Consider the following 18,151-nt stretch of genomic DNA (forward strand, 5'->3'; position numbering starts at 1 on the left):
GGGCCATTCAACTTAAAAAGTAGTGAATTATATTGTAAATTTAGAGGCACAAAAATCATCTTTTCAACTAGCAAAGACCCAACTATGCAACACCGAAAAAAGAAAAAGAATAAGCTTCTTCCGATTTTAATTGTTCTGACCATCGTTGTCATCATTGTGCTGATTGTCGGCAAAAAGAAAGGATGGTTTGGCGCCGATTTTCAGGTGAGCGTTGTTTCGCAGAAGGTTGAAAGCAGAACCATTACCGAGTTGATTACCGCCAACGGTAAAGTACAGCCCAAGATTGAAATCAAAATTAGCCCCGATGTGTCGGGCGAGATTATTCAGCTGAATGTGGCTGAAGGCGACGATGTGAAAAAAGGGCAGTTGCTCTTGATCATCAAACCCGATATTTACATTCAGACGCTGAACCGGGCCGAAGCCGGTTTAAACTCGGCTAAAGCGATGCAGGCACAGGCCGAGGCGCGCTTGATGGAAAGCGAACTGGCTTACAAACGTTCCAAACAATTATACGATCAGCAAACCATCGCCCAGTCGGAGTTTGAGTCGGCCGATGCAGCCTATAAAATTGCACAGGCTGAAGTTCGCTCGGCCGAATTCTCGGTGAAATCGAACGAAGCTTCGGTAGCCGAAGCACAGGAACAGCTGGTAAAAACCAAGATTTACGCGCCGATGGACGGTACTGTTTCGCAGCTGAATGTGGAGCAGGGCGAACGCGTGGTTGGAACCAACATGTACGAAGGAACCGTGATGATGGTGATCGCCGATTTGGAACAAATGGAAGTGAAAGTTGAGGTGAATGAAAACGACATTGTGAAAGTGTCGAAAAACGATACGGCGCTGGTTGAGGTCGATGCTTACCTGAAGCGCAAATTCAAAGGCATTGTCACCGAGATTGCCAATTCGGCCAATACTGTTGGGACATCGGGCGACCAGGTGACCAATTTCGATGTGAAAGTGTTGCTGCTGAAATCATCTTATGAAGATCTGGTTGAAAGCGAAGGCATGAAACGCTATCCCTTCCGTCCCGGAATGTCGGCCACTGTTGATGTGCAAACCGATACGCGTAACGATGTGATTGCTGTTCCGATTCAGGCGGTGACGACCCGCATGCCCGAGGATACCGCAAAGGACAGCCTGCAGACAACCGAGCAAAAAGGCGCCGAAAAGCAGGAAGTCGTTTTTGTTATGCGCGATGGCAGGGCTTATAGCCAGCCTGTTGAAACCGGTATTCAGGATAATATGAGTATCGAAATTGAAAGCGGTCTGAAAGCCGGCGACGAAATTATTACCGGCCCTTTCATCGTGGTGAGCCGCACACTGAAAGACAGTATGCAGGTGAAACCCGTAGACGAGAAAGAGCTGTTTAGCGCCAAAAAATAAGAAGTTGATTGACTAAAACAAATAGCCGCCGGCCCGATTGGGTTGGCGGTTTTTTTTTTGAAGGTGACCGGTGGCTCCCAGGGTTCGGTTATTTGTCCGTTGTAACCGGCTATATTAATCGGCCAGTTCAATTCGGTTTTATTCGATACTCGTTCAGTTTAAAGTGAGAATGGGAAGCTTTCGGATCGGGTTTGGGAGAAACACAAGCGGGAACATCTGTCCGGAAAACCGGGGAAACATCGGTAAGGCTCTTGACGAATGATAAGCAGTTGGTCTCTGGTTGATGTTGGCTTGAATATGAACCGTAGTTGTGGTTCCGCTCATCGATAAAAGGCGAATGTAAACCGTGGAAGAGGTCTCTTTCATTGATGGGGTCGCAACTTCGGTTTAAAAAAGCTTTTTTGTATTTAAGATGTCTCTACTTAGATTGAAGAAACGATTTTTTAGACTAAAGATGGCGCGACTTCTGTTTAAGAAATGATATTTTGTACTTAAGACGTCTCAACTTAGACCTAAGTTGACACAACTTAGATCTATAAAATGGGTTTATTGTTCAATAGGAGCTCTTTTTAGGCTGTTTTTGGGTCGAAAAGCCCAAAATCGGACTCGGGTAAGCAACAAGCCTACACGAAAGGGGAGCCGCTAGCCGGCACATGGTCCAAATGGGCCGGATTCTTTGTTTATCACCCTGTTCGGAAGCAATGGTTTCCTTTGGTTTGTGATTCGGTTGTTTAGCGCCATTTGGGTTCTACCGGAATCCGTTCGCCGTCTTCGGTGGTATGTTCCTCCAGCGAGTTTGCTTTAGACTGGATGACGATATAAACCATGGTTTCATCAGACGAATTCCGGATGCCGCGTTTCCCCGGCGGAGCGACACGGATCACACTGCCTTCTTTGATTTCAAGGCAGTTATCGTCGACCTGGAAAAAACCGGAACCACGGAGAATAATGTAGGTCTCTTCGTTTTTATAATGAATATGAAAATAAGGTTGCTCGGTTTGTGGCGGAAGCGAGTTAAACGAAATCTGCGTTCCGGTCGCGTTGGTCGCGTCTTTTAAAAACACTTTGCCTTCCACAAGCTTTTTAGTCTTGGGATGAACAAGAGAGTAGTCTGCCAGGTCGTTTAAACTGCCCAGATCTACGGCACTGTAGTGTTGGTTTTCCGATCGTTTTTCAATTGTTTTCATCGCTAAAATCGTTATTTATTTAGTGTGTTTACTAAAGGATCCGATCTTTCCAAAAAAGACCGGATCCTTTAGGTTTCAAACGCTTTAAAGCATGCCGCTCGAGTTACAATTTTTTGCCGGTGTGGAAACTGTTCCAGAATTTCTCGTCGTAGCTGGTATCTTCAAAGTAGCTGCGTCCCGAAATCGGTTGGGGATATTTCTCCAGGTCGAGCAGCGCTGCTTTCCGCGAAAGGCTGATTGTTGCTCCGTCGGCATTGGTAAACGATTTGTCCTGGTCCATATAACTCAGCAGGTACATGCCACCTTGTTTTTGGTAAATGGTGGTGAAATGGTAGCTAACGTTTTGCTGTGCATTTCCGGTTGTATACAAGCTGCGGTTTTGTGGGTTGTTCTTGCTGGCTTCAATCATGCATTCGTGGCGAACCAAGGCGTAGTTGGTTTTCAGAATGTATAATTTGCCTTCCATTTTCGTGGCATAATAGTCGCCGCTGTGTGCTACGTCGGGTTTCGCTGTTTTGTATGAAATAACCCAAACGGAATCGCCTTCGTACGAGCTGACGCCTTCCAGGTGCAAATCGTAATCGTTGAGCAGCTTCTCGTTGAAGACGGTGTTTGCCTGGCGGGCAATATCCTGATCAATCAACTCATCAAAACCGGTTTGCCCTTCAGCAAACGACAATGATTCGAAGTTCTTATTCACCTCGGTGAACTTGTAATTGCGGTTGTTATAAGCGTCTTTCAAATTGGGCGAGCTGTATCCGCTTTGGTCGGTCATCTCAACAATGGCTTCGCGTACTTCACTGGTCGAGTCGTTCAGGATTGCTTTCCCCAGGTAGTGGTATTTCATCCCGATTGGCCCGGCGTGGTAGTTGTCCGGTACCTTTTCAGCAGCCGTCCGGATTACCCGAAACAGGACCCGCGACTGTGCTGCCACATCAATCCCTTCAATGCTGTAGGTTTGCTCAACCAGCGCGATGCGTGCAAATTCCTTTTGCATCAATTCGGATACCGGGTAACTTTGGTTCTCATAGCCCACCGCCGACACAAACAACATTTTGCCGGCAAATTCATCGGGAATCTTCAATTCAAAAAAACCATCCGCGTCACTGGCGGTTCCGTAAAAAGTCCCTTCAATTCCGATGTTGGTGTAGGCTATGCCCGATTGGTTGTTCGAGTCAACAATCCGTCCTTTTATTAATTTGGTTTGAGCCTGTAGTGTTATTGTGAGAAACAGACATGCGATAATGAGAATGTGTTTCATGGTTTACTGTTTTTGTTTTCTGAGATTCACTATTTTGGGCCAGCCTTTGTCGAACGCTTTCTTTGGCCTCATATTTGATAGAATTTTTATACTTTAGATAACTCTTGAACAACGCCTAAGTTCGTTAAAAATTATTAATCGGATAACATCTATACCTGCAAGGCGTTGTTATTTTGTAATTCGAACTTAGAATAATTCGTAGAAACATGAAAACAAACAGAATCCTCCTTTTTTCAACCATATTGGCTGTCGGTCTATCAGCTTGTGTTTCCAAAAAGAAATATCTTGATATGGAGTCTTCCAAAATGCGTGCCGAACAGCGCGTGCGGGATTTGACCAACGAAAATGAAGCCAAAGACAGCCGCATTTCTAAAATGATTGCTGATTTTGAAAGCATGAAACAAGACCTGATGGCGAGCAATGCCGAGAAAGATCAGCAAATTGGTGATTTGAATGGACAGATTAACGGGTTGAAGTCGAACGTGCAGGAAAAAGATGCGACCATCGAGGAAAAACTCTACGCTTTTGAGTTTGAAAAGCGTCAGATGAAAGAGACGTTGGAGAAAGGTAGCCAGACCAATTTGGAATTGAAACAGGAAAACACGAACCTGTCGAACGAGCTTTCGGGTACGAAGAATGAATTGACGGATTTGAAATTCAGCTATAATCGCCAGAAGGAAACGGTTGAAAGCCTGAATAAGCAACTGGAACAGAAGAATGGACTTTATGAAGCGCAGATGCAGCAAATTGCGTCGCTGAAAGCCGATATCCAAAAGCTGAAGGTTGAATCGAAAGAAAAAGATGAAACCATCGAGCGGCTGAAAAATAATGTCAATCTGCTGAAAGGCGAAATAGGCAAATAGTTCGCCAGAGACAGGAAGATACCAGACGTTAGCGATTAGACCAGCTGAAAATTTAGCTGAGAATGTATAAGAGCTAACGTCTGGTTTCTGAAAGCTGTTTTTATCCGATTCCCGGTAAATTAATTCCTTTAATCTTGCGGTACAAGTCGAGGGCAAACAGGTCGGTCATTCCCGACACAAAATCAATCACCGACTGGATCTTTTCGTAATCCGTTTGATGATCGCCTTTGTATTGCGCCGGTATCAGCGACAAGATTCGTTTTGATAGCCCGGCTTTGGGTTCCAAAACAGCCTGGATAAACTCGTCGAGTAGCGTGCCCAGGATTTTGTAACCTGCCACCTCAATTTCAATCACCGAGCGGTCTTTGTAAATCTTCTCAACCGATAGCGGAATAATCGCATCCATAGCGGCTTTCGACGATCCTGTTACTTGGTTGATCAGTGCTGTTTGGAAAGTTCCCGCCATGATCTGGTCGGCATTGTTCTCAAAAACTTCAACACATTCCTTCACCAGTTTATTAATGACTGAAGCCCGAAGGTAGGCAACCCGCTCGTTTGGATCGGTGACAATTTTGAAGTTCTCGTCCATCTTCGAAAGAATGGCCTTGTCGGCCACCGGATCGTAGAAATTCCGGAACAACTCAACGACCGTATCGTAAGAAACGATTTTCAATTTGTGCGCATCTTCCATGTCCATGATCTGGTAGCAGATATCATCAGCTGCTTCAACCATGTAAACCAGTGGGTGACGAACGAATTTCAACGGATTGCTGCTGCTTTGTTCCAGTCCAAGTTCTTCCGCGATTCCGGTGTACAGTTCTTTTTCGGATTGAAAGAACCCGAATTTGGGTTTGGTTACGTCAATCGATTCGTAAGGGTACTTTACGATGGAGGACAACATGGTATAGGTTAGCGCAAAGCCACCGTCTCGTCGTCCTTTAAACTGATGGCCCAGCAGTCGCAGGGCGTTGGCATTTCCGTCGAAATAAACAAAGTCGGTCCATTCGGCAGGGCTCACTTTTTCTTTCAGGTACTTGCCGTTTCCGGAGGTGAAATAGTTTGAAATCGCTTCTTCTCCGGCATGCCCGAAAGGGGGATTTCCCATGTCGTGAGCCAGGCATCCTGCGGAAACGACTGCTCCAAGTTCTGCCAATAACGGATGGGTTTCGCCTTTTTTGATCAAGCGGTCTGAGAGCATGCTGCCCAATGTTCGGCCAACGCTGGCCACCTCCAGCGAATGGGTCAGGCGGTTGTGTACGAAAATGCTTCCCGGCAGCGGGAAGACCTGTGTCTTATTCTGCAAACGCCGGAAAGGTGATGAGAAAATCAGGCGGTCGTAATCGCGCTGAAATTGTGTTCGGTTGTAACGGTCACCTTCGTCGGTTGGCGCTAATGATCCCAGTCGTCGGGTTGATATGAGTTTATTCCAATTCATGTTTTTTCATTCTTCTTCAATCAGCTAATAAGTGTCTACGTGATACTGATTGAGTTCTTTATCTAATTTTTTTGATCCGGGACAGATTTGTTCCAACAATTGCCAAAAACCCGGACCATGATTCTTCTCTACCGTGTGTGCCAGTTCATGCAGAATTACATAATCAGCAAGGTGGTTGGGTAAGCGCATCAGGTGCAAATTCAGGTTGATGTTATTGACAGATGAGCAACTACCCCAGCGACTCTTAACATGTTTTACATACACGTTCTGAACACTCAACTGATGGTGTTGAGCCAATTCTTTTAGCCGGGAAGGCAGATAAACCTTGGCTTCCTGGCGCATAACCTGTATGATCACTTTTCGTATAAACTGTTGAATTTCGGGCTGTTGGTGGTTTCTGGTTGAGGGAATGTTAATTTGAATAATCCCTTTCCCAACCATCGCTGAAACTTTATTCTGGTCAACAGGAACAATTTTTAATTCATGAAATTTTGTTTTAAAACACTTGTCCGGACTGAAGATAGTTAAACCAGCTTTAATATCTTGTTGTTGTCTAAGTATCCAATCCACTTTGCTTTTGACAAAATCGATTGCTTTTTGTTCAGAAACGAGTAGCGGCATAGACACCTGAACCTTTCCATCGGGTTTTACCCGAAGGCGAATACGGCGGGAGCGCGAATTTTTACGGATGTGTATCGCACCGATAGGTTCTAAATGAAAGTAATTGTCAGCTGTCATCATTGGATATCTGCTGACGAAGATAAGCAATCCCCTAAATTTTGAGATATGGAACCAAAAAATGCAATTGAAGTTTTCGGAACGATTAGGAAACAGGAAACTGTGATGACGATCGACGATAAAGTTCAAACCGGGACCTTGGTTTTCGAAGCCTTGTCACCGTTCCCGGGTTATTATCATGAAACCCCTTTTGGTGCAAATCCGATTTATATGTATTTGGCATTGCAAACACAATACCCGTTAATGGATATCATTCGCGCGACACAGAAGGTTGAGAAAGTGTTTAATGAGAAATTTGATGCCGGGAAAGGTTTCATCGAATTGGTCGATACAACCTACAATGTTTTGCGTATTCGTCATTTAAACCGCTACGATTTGATTGGTGATTTGCAAAAAGCCTACAATGATCAGGGTATCTATTTTATGGTGAAAAGTAAAAAAGGATTAGAGGCGACGGCACAAATAAAAGTGGTGAAGTTTTTCAACCTGACTCAGATTGATGAGGGAATTTACCTGGACAATAAAGAAGATTTTCACGCTTATGTAGAATTACCCAAAGAGCTTAGCTGGGAAGATTTTAATGCCCTTTCGAACCGGGTGAGTTATAATTGGGAAGAAAGTAAGTTCGATGCGGCGCAGGGGGCATTTATTCACAATGGTGTGCTGCACGAGTTTGTACGGATCTATTCAACGAAATTGAATTTGGAATATTTACAGGCGCTGCGTAAGCTTTACCTGGAAAAATTGAAGTAGTATTTTTTTGACATAGTGGAAAAAAAAAGATGTCAGTCCCTTTGAAGGAGCTGGCATCTTTTGTTTTGGATCCTTTCGATACGAAAGGTATTTTATTTGATCGTCGCAATTGCTTTTTCGATTCGGGCAATGGTTTCGTCTTTTCCGATCAGTTCGCACATGTCGAACAGGTCAATTCCCTGGCTGCTGCCAACCAGGGCCAAACGAATGGGCACCATCACAACACCGAATCCCCAGCCTTTATCACTCATGAAAGCTGAGAATTCTTCTTTGATCGCGGAAGCATTCCATTCTTCGGTTCCTTTAAAAAGAGTTACAATTTCCGAAAGCATAGCCGGAGAGTCTTCCTTCCATTTCTTTTTAACGGTTTTCTCGTCGTAGCTTTCCGGGGCCTGGAAGAAGTAACTGCCTTGCTCCCACAATTCGCTGACAAATTCGCAGCGTTCTTTAATCAGCCCGATAATGCGGGTGACTTTTGTATCTTCCAAGGTGATTGCCTTTTTCGCCAATATTGGTTTGAAAAGCTCGGTCAACTCTTCGTCCGACTTTTCCTGCAGGTAGTGGCGGTTGAACCATTTGGCTTTTTCGGGGTCGAAACGGGCGCCTGATTTGACAACGCGGTCGAGGCTGAAGCTTTCGATCAGTTCTTCCATGCTGAAGAATTCCTGCTCTGTTCCGGCATTCCATCCCAGTAAGGCCAGCAAGTTCACAAAAGCTTCAGGGAAATAGCCATCCTCGCGGTAACCACGGGAAATTTCACCGCTTTTAGGATCGGTCCACAGTAACGGGAATACCGGGAAGCCTAATTTATCGCCATCGCGTTTGCTTAGTTTTCCTTTTCCTGTTGGTTTTAAAATCAAGGGTAAATGCGCAAATTGGGGACGGTTTTCAGCCCAGCCCAGTGCTTCGTATAATAATACGTGAAGCGGCATGGATGGTAACCATTCTTCGCCACGGATCACATGCGAGATTTTCATCAGGTGGTCGTCCACCACGTTTGCCAGGTGATAGGTTGGCATTCCGTCGGCTTTAAACAACACTTTATCATCAAGCTGATTCGTGTTGAATTTAACTTCCCCACGGATCAAATCTTTTTCAGCAACATCGGTGTTCTCCGGCATTTTAAAACGGATAACCCACGATTCTCCGTTGGCAATCTTTTGTTGCACTTCCTCGGCTGACAGTGTCAGTGAGTTTTTCAACTGATTGCGTGTATGTAAGTCGTATGAGAAGACTGTTTTGTTTTCTTCAGCAGCTTTTCGAATTTCATCCAGTTCCTCGGGTGTGTCAAAAGCATAGTAAGCATTGCCGCTTTCAATCAGCTGATCGGCATACTGGCGGTACATTGCTTTGCGCTCACTTTGACGGTAAGGGCCATATTCTCCACCAACGCCGGCACCTTCATCAGGCATCAGTCCGCACCATTGCAAGGCTTCGATAATATAGTCTTCAGCACCCGGCACATAGCGGGTCTGATCGGTGTCTTCAATCCGTAATAAAAAGTCGCCACCTAATTTTTTGGCAAATAAGTAATTGAACAGGGCTGTGCGAACACCTCCCATATGTAATGGTCCCGTTGGACTCGGTGCAAAACGTACCCTCACTTTAGCTTCCATGTCTGTAATAATTCAGTTTTGCCCGCAAAGATAGGTATTTTTGAAGCGGTCAAAAACGGTTTTGAAAAAACTAAATTCAGGAAAGCCAAAATCATGTGAATAAGCGGAGTGTAGCGTGCAATAACGTGAACCCCGGACAACCAAAAACAAAAAAAAATAGTCGGGATTTGTAATTCTTGCGAATTATCGGGACAAATCGGATAGGTGATTTAAAATCGATCTATGTTTTTAAACTCACTCGAATAGGCAATTAAGTTTAACTTTGCAAAATTTCGAAAGCTATTTATATTTTAACAGATAAAGGATGAAGAGAATATTTCTTTTTGTAGTCACTCTTGGATTGTTGTGGCAGGGTAATGTCCGTGCGGATGAGGGAATGTGGCTACCGGCGCTTGTTCAGAAATTGAACATCGCTGATATGCAGAAAATGGGATGCGAGTTGAGTGCAGATGATATCTATAGTATCAATCATTCAAGTTTGAAAGATGCTGTGGTTGCTTTAGATCATGGTTCTTGTACTGCGGAACTGGTTTCACCCAAAGGGTTATTGCTAACCAATCACCACTGTGGTTTTGGCGAAATTCAGGCTCACAGTTCTGTGGAGCACGATTACCTCCGCGATGGTTTTTGGGCAAAATCATATGAAGAAGAATTACCGAATCCGGGTAAAACGGTTTCATTTTTAATTCGTGTTGAAGACGTTACTGCGAAAGTGCTTGAAGGCGTTGATTTCAAAACGTCAGAAGACGACCGGAAAGAAAAAATCCAGAAAGCTTCTTTTGAAATTCAAAAAGCAGCAACTGAAGGCAACGATTACGAAGCACGGGTACAGCCGCTTTTCGAAGGTAACCAGTACTTCTTGTTTATTTACGAGACTTTCCGCGATGTACGTTTAGTAGGTACACCTCCGGCATCAATCGGAAAATTTGGTGGCGATACAGATAACTGGATGTGGCCCCGTCATACCGGCGATTTCTCCATGTTCCGCGTATATTGCAGTCCCGATGGCAAACCGGCTGAATACTCAGAAGACAATGTTCCTTACGAACCAAAGCACCATTTACCCATCTCGCTGGATGGTTATGAAGATGGCGATTTTGCCATGGTCATGGGATATCCCGGACGTACGAACCGCTACAAATCTTCTTTCGGTGTGGAATACACCATGAACGTAACCAACCCGGTTCGCATCAAAGCGCGTTCGGTGAAATTGGCGATTTTGAAAGATTATATGGCAAGCAGCCAGAAAGCGCACATTCAATATGCGTCGAAATATGCCCGTAGTTCAAACTATTACAAATACAGTATTGGTCAAAACAAAGGATTGAATGCCTTGAACGTGGTGGCCAAGAAGAAAGAACTGGAAGCTAAATTTACGCAATGGGTTAGCGAAAGCCCCGAGCGCCAGGAAAAATACGGTGACGCTTTAAGTATCATCGAAGATTCGTACAAAGAACAACGGGACGATTTGGCATCGGAATACCTCATGGAAACCATGTTCAGAGGACCCGAGCTTTTTGCATTCTGTATGAATCTGAAAGGTTTGCACGAAGCACTTAAATCAGGTAGCAGCGAAGACCGCATTCAGTTAAATGTGGCCCGTGTTGAGTCTCGTTTGGATGAGTTCTTCAAAGACTACGATGCCGCGACTGATGAAAAGGTAGCCGGAGCATTGATTGATGTTTTCAAAGAAAATGTTGATCCGGCTTTTTACCCGTCTTTCTTCGCTGAAATGACCAAGAAATACAAAGGTGATGCGAAGGCATTCATGGCCGATGTGTACAGCAAAACCATCTTTGCCGATCAGGTTAAACTGGAAGCCTTCCTGGCAAAACCAAATCTGAAAACCATTGATAAAGACCCGGCTTTCCAGATTGCTGAAAGTATCTTCCGCCAGGCAACTATTTTGGGAGAGATTGTCAACCGTACGTCGGGTGATGTGGTCAAAGGTCGTCGGTTGTTTGTTGCCGGTTTGATGGAGATGGAGAAAGATCGCAAATTTTATCCCGATGCGAACAGCTCCATGCGTTTGACTTACGGAACTGTTGGCGACTACATTCCGCGCGATGGTGTGAAATATGATTTCTACACGACCCTGAAAGGTTATATCGAGAAAGAAATCCCCGGTGATGATGAGTTCGATGTTCCTGCTCGCCTGAAGGATTTGTACTATGCCAAAGACTATGGCGATTATGCCGATGCGAGCGGCGAGTTACGGACTTGCTTTACTTCCAATAACGACATTACCGGCGGTAACTCGGGTAGCCCTGTAATCAACAGTAAAGGTCAGTTGATGGGGATTGCGTTCGATGGCAACTGGGAAGCGATGAGCGGTGATATCGCTTTTGAACCGGAATTGCAAAAGTGTATTTCTGTTGATATTCGTTTTGTGCTGTGGACAATCGACAAGTTTGCCGGAGCGAAAAACCTGATCGACGAAATGACCGTAGTGAAATCGGATAAAAAGGTAGAAAGAGATATTGCGTCGACTGAGAAATAAACGCCGATGCATCCGATGATATTCAAGGCTGTTCCTTTCCGGGAGCAGCCTTTTGTTTTTTTGCCTGCCGTTCATCCTAATTTAGCCGGATAACTCTATATTTATTCCTTCGAATCACAAGTTGGCTTTGTCGGCTTTCAATTTTGAAATTCATGAAGAGAAGAATCGCGCTGTTTGTCGTTCTGCTGATTATCTTATCGGCGGGTTTCTACCTGAACCTGGTCTTGCCCGTGATAACCGGCTATGCGGCTAAAAATCTCGCATCCGGGGTATTTGTGGCTGGTCGGTCGCAAGAGTCGCTGGAATCGGAAGATCTGAACTTCTCGGTTATCAAGTTCACCGAGAATAAAGTCGATTTTGAAAATAAGGAAGTGACTTCCCGGTTTTTGTGGGGCAAGTCAACGGCTGTTTATATTGAAGGGTACGGTTGCACCCTGGTTGAGGATTATACCGCTGATGAGATTCGCAACCGTCATTATCCGCAAACGCATGTTTTACCGACAAATCCCGACAGCATTGCCTGGCCAATGGGGGCGGCGACGGCTGATAGCCTTCCGGCAGGAATTGATATCCCGAAGTTGAATCATGCGGTAGCGAAGGTCATGTCCGACAGTATTCCGTTTAAAGGAACCTTTGCCTTGATGGTGGTTTACAAAGGGCAAGCTGTAGCCGAAGTTTACCGCAACGACTTCACCCGTAATACGCGTTTCCTGGGCTGGTCGATGGGCAAGAGCTTTGTCAATACATTGGTTGGTATTCGCGAAAAACAAGGAATGATAGACATTAATGCGCCGCTGTCGTTTTCGACCTGGGATGCGGGCGATCCCCGGCAGATCACAACGAATAACCTCATGCACATGAATTCGGGCCTGGAATGGGATGAAAGTTACGGCACCCTGTCGGATGTAACGGTTATGCTGCATAAAGAGGGTGATATGGCCAGCTACGCCCTGGAACACGACGTTGCCTATCCGGCTGATTCGGTCTGGGCATACTCGTCCGGAACCACCAATATTGCCTGCCTGGCGCTGCGGCAGACGTTTGCCTCGGATGCCGACTACTGGCGGTTTCCCCGCGAACAACTCTTCAATAAAATCGGTATGAGAAGCGCAGTGCTTGAAATGGACGCTTCTGGTACTTTCGTCGGTTCGTCGTATGTGTATGCAACCCTGCGCGACTATGCCCGTTTTGGCTTGCTGTATCTGAAAAACGGGAACTGGCTCGGCGAGCAAATTCTGCCCGACAATTGGGTGTCATACACCACAACTCCGGCGAAAGGCTCTGATGGCAACTATGGCGCTTTCTTTTGGCTCAACCTGTCGGGCGACCAACCCGATGCGCCTGCCGATACCTACATGAGTAAAGGGCACGACGGACAGTTTATAATCATCATCCCTTCAAAAGACCTGGTGGTGGTGCGTACCGGCTATTCGAAAAAAGGTGAGTTCAGTACCAACGAAATGTTGAAGGAAATTCTGAAGAGTTTGGAGTAATATCGCAGTTAGCGGCTTTTTTTTCAACCGAAATTACCTGACGGGACGACTTTCCGGCCAATTTATTGGCCAGTTTTTATGAAAGTGTACAACGACCTAAAAAAACCGCGCATAGATTTAATGAATTCGTACAGTGTCCTAAAAAGACCGCGCACAGTTTTTATAAAATGGGATAGCGGCCTAAAAACCTTGCGCACAGATTTAATGAATCCGTACAAGGGCCTAAAAACATGGCGCGCAGATTTAATCAATTGGAGCAGTTTGGTAAAAACTAAATTTTACTTTTTACCAAACCGTACTGTTTCCTAAAAACTCGCTAGTAGGATCAGTCTCTTTGTAATCGATTCGAAAGAAAGCGTCCGACTTTTCTTTCAAACACATCCGGGTATCTGCGGTTGCTTAAAATGATTGCGTAAAGACGCACAAAAAAAGGTGTCTTCACTGCTTGCAAAGACACCTTTTCCGGCTTTATGGTGATGGTAGTTTAAACGAATTTATTGCCTTTTTGTAAGCGAACATCATTCACAAAATGGCGGATGTGTTGTTCATCTTCTTTGCGGCAAATCAGCAGCACTTCTTCCGAATCAACTACGATGTAGCCATCAAGGCCCTGCAAAATAGCCACTTTTCCATCGGGCATATTAACGATGCTATTCTGCGTATCGTACAGGAACACACTGTCGCCTTTCACAACATTGTCTTCTTCCGTTTTTGGCTGCTGGCCATATAAAGCACCCCAGGTTCCTACATCGCTCCAGCCAAAGTCGGCGCACAGTACATACACATTATCGGCTTTCTCCATAATACCGTAATCGATGGACGTATTTTGGCACTCCGAGTAAGTTTTGTTGATGAAAAAAACTTCGTCAGCCGTGCCGTACATTTTTTCACCTTTCGAAAACAGTTCGTGAATGTCGGGTAAGTGCTTTTTAAACGCTTCGCAAATCGATTGGATTGACCAGATGAAGATGCCCGAGTTCCAGTAAAATTCGCCGCTTTCGAGGAAAATTTTGGCCATCTCGAGATTGGGCTTTTCGGTGAATGTCTTCACTTTGTACAACGAATCGCTTTCACCATTGGCGACCTCGTTCTCAATTTGGATGTATCCGAAGCCGGTTTCAGGGCGGCTGGGCGGAATGCCTAAAGTTAACAGGGCGTTGTTCTTGCTGGCAAACGCAATTCCCTTTTGCAGTTGCGATTGAAACTCCGGTTCGTTCAGAATCAGGTGATCTGACGGAGCGACAACCATGGTGGCATCGGGGTTCATTTTTCTTACCCGGTTACTCGCATAAGCAATACAGGGTGCGGTATTTCGGCGTAGGGGTTCCAGCAAAATCTGGCTTTCCTGAATCTCGGGTAACTGCTCGAGAACTAATTCCTTGTAATCTTGATTGGTAACAATAATAAAGTTTTCAACAGGGCAAATGTGCTTAAACCGGTCGAAAGTCATTTGAATAAATGTGCGACCAGTACCGAGAATATCTAAAAATTGTTTCGGCATGGTGCTTTTGCTCAAGGGCCAAAAACGACTTCCAATACCTCCGGCCATAATCACACAATACGTATTTTCCATTCGTAAATCATTTGTACATTACAGACCAAAGATACCATAATTCAAAACGGATTTTGGGGTGCCGGGTAGGTATTTCAGAACATGCCGGGGCGCAGAAAGGGGCGAATTTGTTGGAAACGCTCGTTCTTCTCGGATAATTTGTACCTTTAGCATGACTTGAGAAGCCAAAGTAGGGTGACGATTGAACACGAAAAAGCTTCCTTTTTGAAATTGAAAACCGAAACAAACAGATAACTGTAGCATGAATTTCTTTTATCACGCCGGACGATATTTCTCCCTTTTAGCGAAAGTGTTTTCGCGGCCGGAAAGACATCGGATTTATTTGAAGCGCTTGTTTACAGAAATTGAAGCATTGGGGCTGGATTCCGTAGGGATTGTTGTTGTTATTTCCATCTTTATGGGTGGAATTATTACCCTGCAGCTGGCCTATAACATGGTCAATCCTTTTTTGCCGACCTACCTGGTCGGATTGGGAAACCGGGATACCCAGATCCTTGAATTTTCGTCGACCATTATGGCTTTAATTATGGCGGGGAAAATCGGTTCCAATATTACGTCCGAAATCGGAAGTATGCGGGTAACCGAGCAGATCGATTCACTGGAGATCATGGGTGTGAATCCGGCGAGCTACCTGATTCTTCCTAAAATTATAGCGGTCGTATTTATTTTCCCTTTCCTGTATGTCCTCAGTGTGTTCTTCGGGATCATTGGCGGGCTGCTTGTCGGACCCGGGGTAGGTGCGATTACGGCTGCTGAGTACCTGAATGGGGTTCAGTATTCGTTTGTTCCCTATTATGTTACCTTCTCGTTGATCAAGTCGCTGTTTTTTGGATTCCTGGTTGCTTCGGTTCCGGCCTATTTCGGTTATTTTGTTGAAGGAGGCGCTTTTGAGGTCGGAGCTGCCAGTACGCGAGCCGTTGTTAGCACCAACATACTAATTTTGGTGTTCGATCTAATTTTAACTCAATTGTTGCTGTAATGATCCGTGTTGAAAGTATCTATAAATCATTTGAAGGAAAGTCGGTTCTGCGGAATATCTCCACCGAATTTCTGAAAGGACAGACCAACCTGATTATCGGGCGAAGTGGCTCGGGGAAAACGGTTTTGTTAAAATCGATTGTTGGCTTGCACGAAGTTGATGAAGGGAATATCTTCTACGACGATCGGAACTTCACAATCATGAAGCCCAAGGTCCGGAAGAAACTTCGCCAGGAAATGGGCATGGTTTTTCAGGGGGGCGCTTTGTTCGATTCGCTGTCGGTGGCCGAAAATGTTCGTTTCCCGCTCGATATGTTTACGAACCAAACGCATGCTGAAAAGGAAAAACAAGTTGCTTTCTGCCTGGAACGAGTCAACATTAGCCCGGAAGCTTTCAACCTTTCACCTGCCGAAATTTCAGGTGGTATGCAAAAGCGGGTGGCTATTGCCCGGGCGATTTCTCTGAACCCAAAATATTTGTTTTGTGATGAACCCAATTCCGGTCTCGATCCGGAAACATCAATCGTGATTGACAGCCTGATTCATGAGATCACAACAGATCTGAATATTACCACCATTATCAACACCCACGATATGAACTCGGTGATGGAGATTGGTGATAAAATTCTGTTCATCAGCGAGGGTGAGATGTGCTGGGAAGGTAACAAAACAGAAATCCTGCATGCTGAAAATAAAAAGCTTCAGGAATTTGTGTTCGCTAACCGCCAATATAAAGAAATGCGCGATGCGCGTTTAGGAAATGAAGCTTAGCTTTATCCTTTCGGCGACAGTGTAATTACCGGTACAATCATCTCTTCCATTGATACACCTCCGTGCTGGAAGGTGTCGCGGTAATACTGCACGTAATAATTGTAGTTATTCGGATAAGCCAGAAAATCGTCTTTGCAGGCGAAAATAAACTTCGAGCTGACATTTCGGCCCGGCAAAAAAGCCTTCTCCGGTTGCGTAATTTCAAATACTTCCTTAGGATTGTAGTTCAGGTTTCGGCCCAGTTTGTAACGTAAATTGGTAACTGTTTCGCGGTCGCCCACTACTTTCAGGGCATTGTTTACCCGCACAGTTCCGTGGTCGGTCGTGACCACCACCTTAATCTTGTTTTCGGCAAGGCTTTTCAACAGGTCAAACAGAAAGGAATGGTTGAACCAGCTAAGTGTCAACGATCGGTAGGCTTTTTCATCGCTGGCCAGCTCTTTCATCACTTCCATCTCCGTGCGGGCATGCGAAATCATATCCACAAAGTTGAAGACCATGACCGACAAATCATTTTGCAGAATATTCGAAAGGGTCTCCTGTGATTTACGGATCGATTTCAGGCTGCCTACCTTTTCAAAATACAGCTTCTCTGTTCTTCCCATCCGGCTCATCTGTGCTTCGAGTAGTTCCCGTTCATGCGCATTTTTGTGTCCTTCATTGTCATCGTCGTCCCAATATTTCGGGTAAATGCGGGCGATCTCCGACGGCATTAAGCCGGCAAAAATAGCATTGCGGGCATACATGGTTGCCGTTGGCAAAATACTGTAATAAAGCTCTTCCTCTTCGGTAACGAAATATTGGTTGATCACTTTGCTGAGCACGCGGAACTGGTCGTAGCGCAGGTTGTCGACAACCAACACAAAGACTTTTTCATTTTTATTCAGCAAAGGAAAAACCTTATTGCGGAACAGATCGGGCGACAACAGCGGACGGTCGGCGTTATCCTTCTGAAACCAGCTGAGGTAATTGCTTTTGATGAAACGCGCAAAGTTACTGTTAGCCTCCAACTTCTGCATTTGGAGGATTTCGTCCATGGCTGAGTCCTGCGATTCGCTCAATTCCAATTCCCAAAATACCAGTTTGCGGTAGACTTCTTTCCATTCCTCGTGGCTGAGGCGTTCGTTCAGCAACATACCGATTTTGCCAAATTCGCTTTGGTAGGCCGATGTTGTTTTGCGGGTCACCAACTCGTTCGAATCAACATTCTTTTTGATCGATAACAGGATTTGTTTGGGGTTGACGGGCTTGATGAGGTAGTCTGCAATCTTCGATCCGATGGCCTGATCCATGATATCTTCTTCTTCACTTTTGGTGATCATCACTACAGGAACATTCGGCTCAATGGTTTTAATTTCGTTGAGGGTTTGCAGGCCGGTCAGACCCGGCATATTCTCGTCCAGAAATATGATGTCGAAATGATTGGTTCTCACTAAATCGATGGCATCGGAGCCGTTGGTCGATGTGGCTACGTCGTAGCCTTTTTGTTCCAGGAATATGATGTGTGGACGTAAAAGATCTATTTCATCATCTGTCCATAAAATTCGGATTGTCTTCATACAGCTTCAATCTAGATGAGGTAGGATCTTTTCCAATAACA

General features: G+C 45.1%; 14 protein-coding genes. 7 read left to right on the top strand and 7 right to left on the bottom strand.

The window, feature by feature from the left end; translation table 11 throughout:
* The first annotated feature begins 84 nt into the window (after positions 1-84).
* Positions 85-1,383 carry an efflux RND transporter periplasmic adaptor subunit gene (locus tag GJV22_RS15655; protein ID WP_163715868.1) on the top strand — a complete coding sequence of 433 codons (1,299 nt, stop codon included), beginning with the start codon at positions 85-87 and terminating at the stop codon, positions 1,381-1,383.
* A gap of 731 nt (positions 1,384-2,114) precedes the next feature.
* Here the strand turns inward: GJV22_RS15655 and GJV22_RS15660 are convergent.
* The gene (locus tag GJV22_RS15660; RefSeq protein ID WP_163715871.1) at positions 2,115-2,570 is read right to left on the bottom strand and encodes a cupin domain-containing protein; all 456 of its coding nucleotides are present in this window, start codon (positions 2,568-2,570) and stop codon (positions 2,115-2,117) included.
* Between the two features lie 103 nt (positions 2,571-2,673).
* Complete coding sequence (locus tag GJV22_RS15665; protein ID WP_163715874.1) at positions 2,674-3,831, bottom strand: carboxypeptidase-like regulatory domain-containing protein; 1,158 nt, start codon at positions 3,829-3,831, stop codon at positions 2,674-2,676.
* A 206-nt stretch (positions 3,832-4,037) separates the two neighbouring features.
* Here GJV22_RS15665 and GJV22_RS15670 point away from each other — a divergent pair, with 206 nt between their 5' ends.
* The gene (locus GJV22_RS15670) at positions 4,038-4,694 is read left to right on the top strand and encodes a hypothetical protein (RefSeq protein WP_163715877.1); all 657 of its coding nucleotides are present in this window, start codon (positions 4,038-4,040) and stop codon (positions 4,692-4,694) included.
* 100 nt (positions 4,695-4,794) lie between these two features.
* Here GJV22_RS15670 and GJV22_RS15675 read toward each other — a convergent pair whose 3' ends face one another.
* Together GJV22_RS15675 and GJV22_RS15680 are read right to left on the bottom strand one after the other, a co-directional pair.
* Positions 4,795-6,129: a deoxyguanosinetriphosphate triphosphohydrolase gene (locus tag GJV22_RS15675; RefSeq protein WP_163715881.1), complete on the bottom strand. Its 1,335-nt coding sequence runs from the start codon at positions 6,127-6,129 to the stop codon at positions 4,795-4,797.
* Positions 6,130-6,153: 24 nt separating this feature from the next.
* Entirely contained in the window at positions 6,154-6,870 is a 717-nt protein-coding gene (locus tag GJV22_RS15680; protein WP_205461906.1) for a M48 family metallopeptidase, read from the bottom strand.
* A gap of 45 nt (positions 6,871-6,915) precedes the next feature.
* On the opposite strand from GJV22_RS15680, the gene GJV22_RS15685 reads away from it, so the two are divergent.
* Positions 6,916-7,620 carry a hypothetical protein gene (locus GJV22_RS15685; protein WP_163715887.1) on the top strand — a complete coding sequence of 235 codons (705 nt, stop codon included), beginning with the start codon at positions 6,916-6,918 and terminating at the stop codon, positions 7,618-7,620.
* A gap of 92 nt (positions 7,621-7,712) precedes the next feature.
* Here the strand turns inward: GJV22_RS15685 and gltX are convergent, their stop codons facing one another.
* Complete coding sequence (gene gltX, locus GJV22_RS15690; RefSeq protein WP_163715890.1) at positions 7,713-9,236, bottom strand: glutamate--tRNA ligase; 1,524 nt, start codon at positions 9,234-9,236, stop codon at positions 7,713-7,715.
* 304 nt (positions 9,237-9,540) lie between these two features.
* Here gltX and GJV22_RS15695 point away from each other — a divergent pair, with 304 nt between their 5' ends.
* Both GJV22_RS15695 and GJV22_RS15700 read left to right on the top strand, forming a co-directional pair.
* Positions 9,541-11,736, top strand: coding sequence for a S46 family peptidase (locus tag GJV22_RS15695; protein ID WP_163715894.1), 2,196 nt, complete (start codon positions 9,541-9,543; stop codon positions 11,734-11,736).
* Positions 11,737-11,888: 152 nt separating this feature from the next.
* Positions 11,889-13,229 carry a serine hydrolase domain-containing protein gene (locus GJV22_RS15700; RefSeq protein ID WP_163715897.1) on the top strand — a complete coding sequence of 447 codons (1,341 nt, stop codon included), beginning with the start codon at positions 11,889-11,891 and terminating at the stop codon, positions 13,227-13,229.
* Between the two features lie 484 nt (positions 13,230-13,713).
* Here the strand turns inward: GJV22_RS15700 and GJV22_RS15705 are convergent, their stop codons facing one another.
* Positions 13,714-14,802, bottom strand: coding sequence for a mannose-1-phosphate guanylyltransferase (locus tag GJV22_RS15705; RefSeq protein ID WP_163715900.1), 1,089 nt, complete (start codon positions 14,800-14,802; stop codon positions 13,714-13,716).
* A 241-nt stretch (positions 14,803-15,043) separates the two neighbouring features.
* Between GJV22_RS15705 and GJV22_RS15710 the strand changes: the two genes are divergently transcribed.
* Entirely contained in the window at positions 15,044-15,781 is a 738-nt protein-coding gene (locus GJV22_RS15710) for an MlaE family ABC transporter permease (RefSeq protein ID WP_163715903.1), read from the top strand.
* Positions 15,781-16,551, top strand: a complete 771-nt coding sequence (locus tag GJV22_RS15715; RefSeq protein ID WP_163715906.1) for an ABC transporter ATP-binding protein — start codon at positions 15,781-15,783, stop codon at positions 16,549-16,551. Before GJV22_RS15710 ends, GJV22_RS15715 begins: the two co-directional genes overlap by 1 nt.
* 2 nt (positions 16,552-16,553) lie before the next feature.
* On the opposite strand, the gene porX is transcribed toward GJV22_RS15715, so the two are convergent.
* Positions 16,554-18,110 (bottom strand): T9SS response regulator signal transducer PorX, encoded by a 1,557-nt coding sequence (porX, locus tag GJV22_RS15720; protein WP_163715909.1) that lies wholly within the window; start codon positions 18,108-18,110, stop codon positions 16,554-16,556.
* Positions 18,111-18,151 lie beyond the last annotated feature (41 nt).

The organism is Mangrovibacterium lignilyticum, assembly GCF_010882175.1.
GTDB lineage: Bacteria > Bacteroidota > Bacteroidia > Bacteroidales > Prolixibacteraceae > Mangrovibacterium > Mangrovibacterium lignilyticum.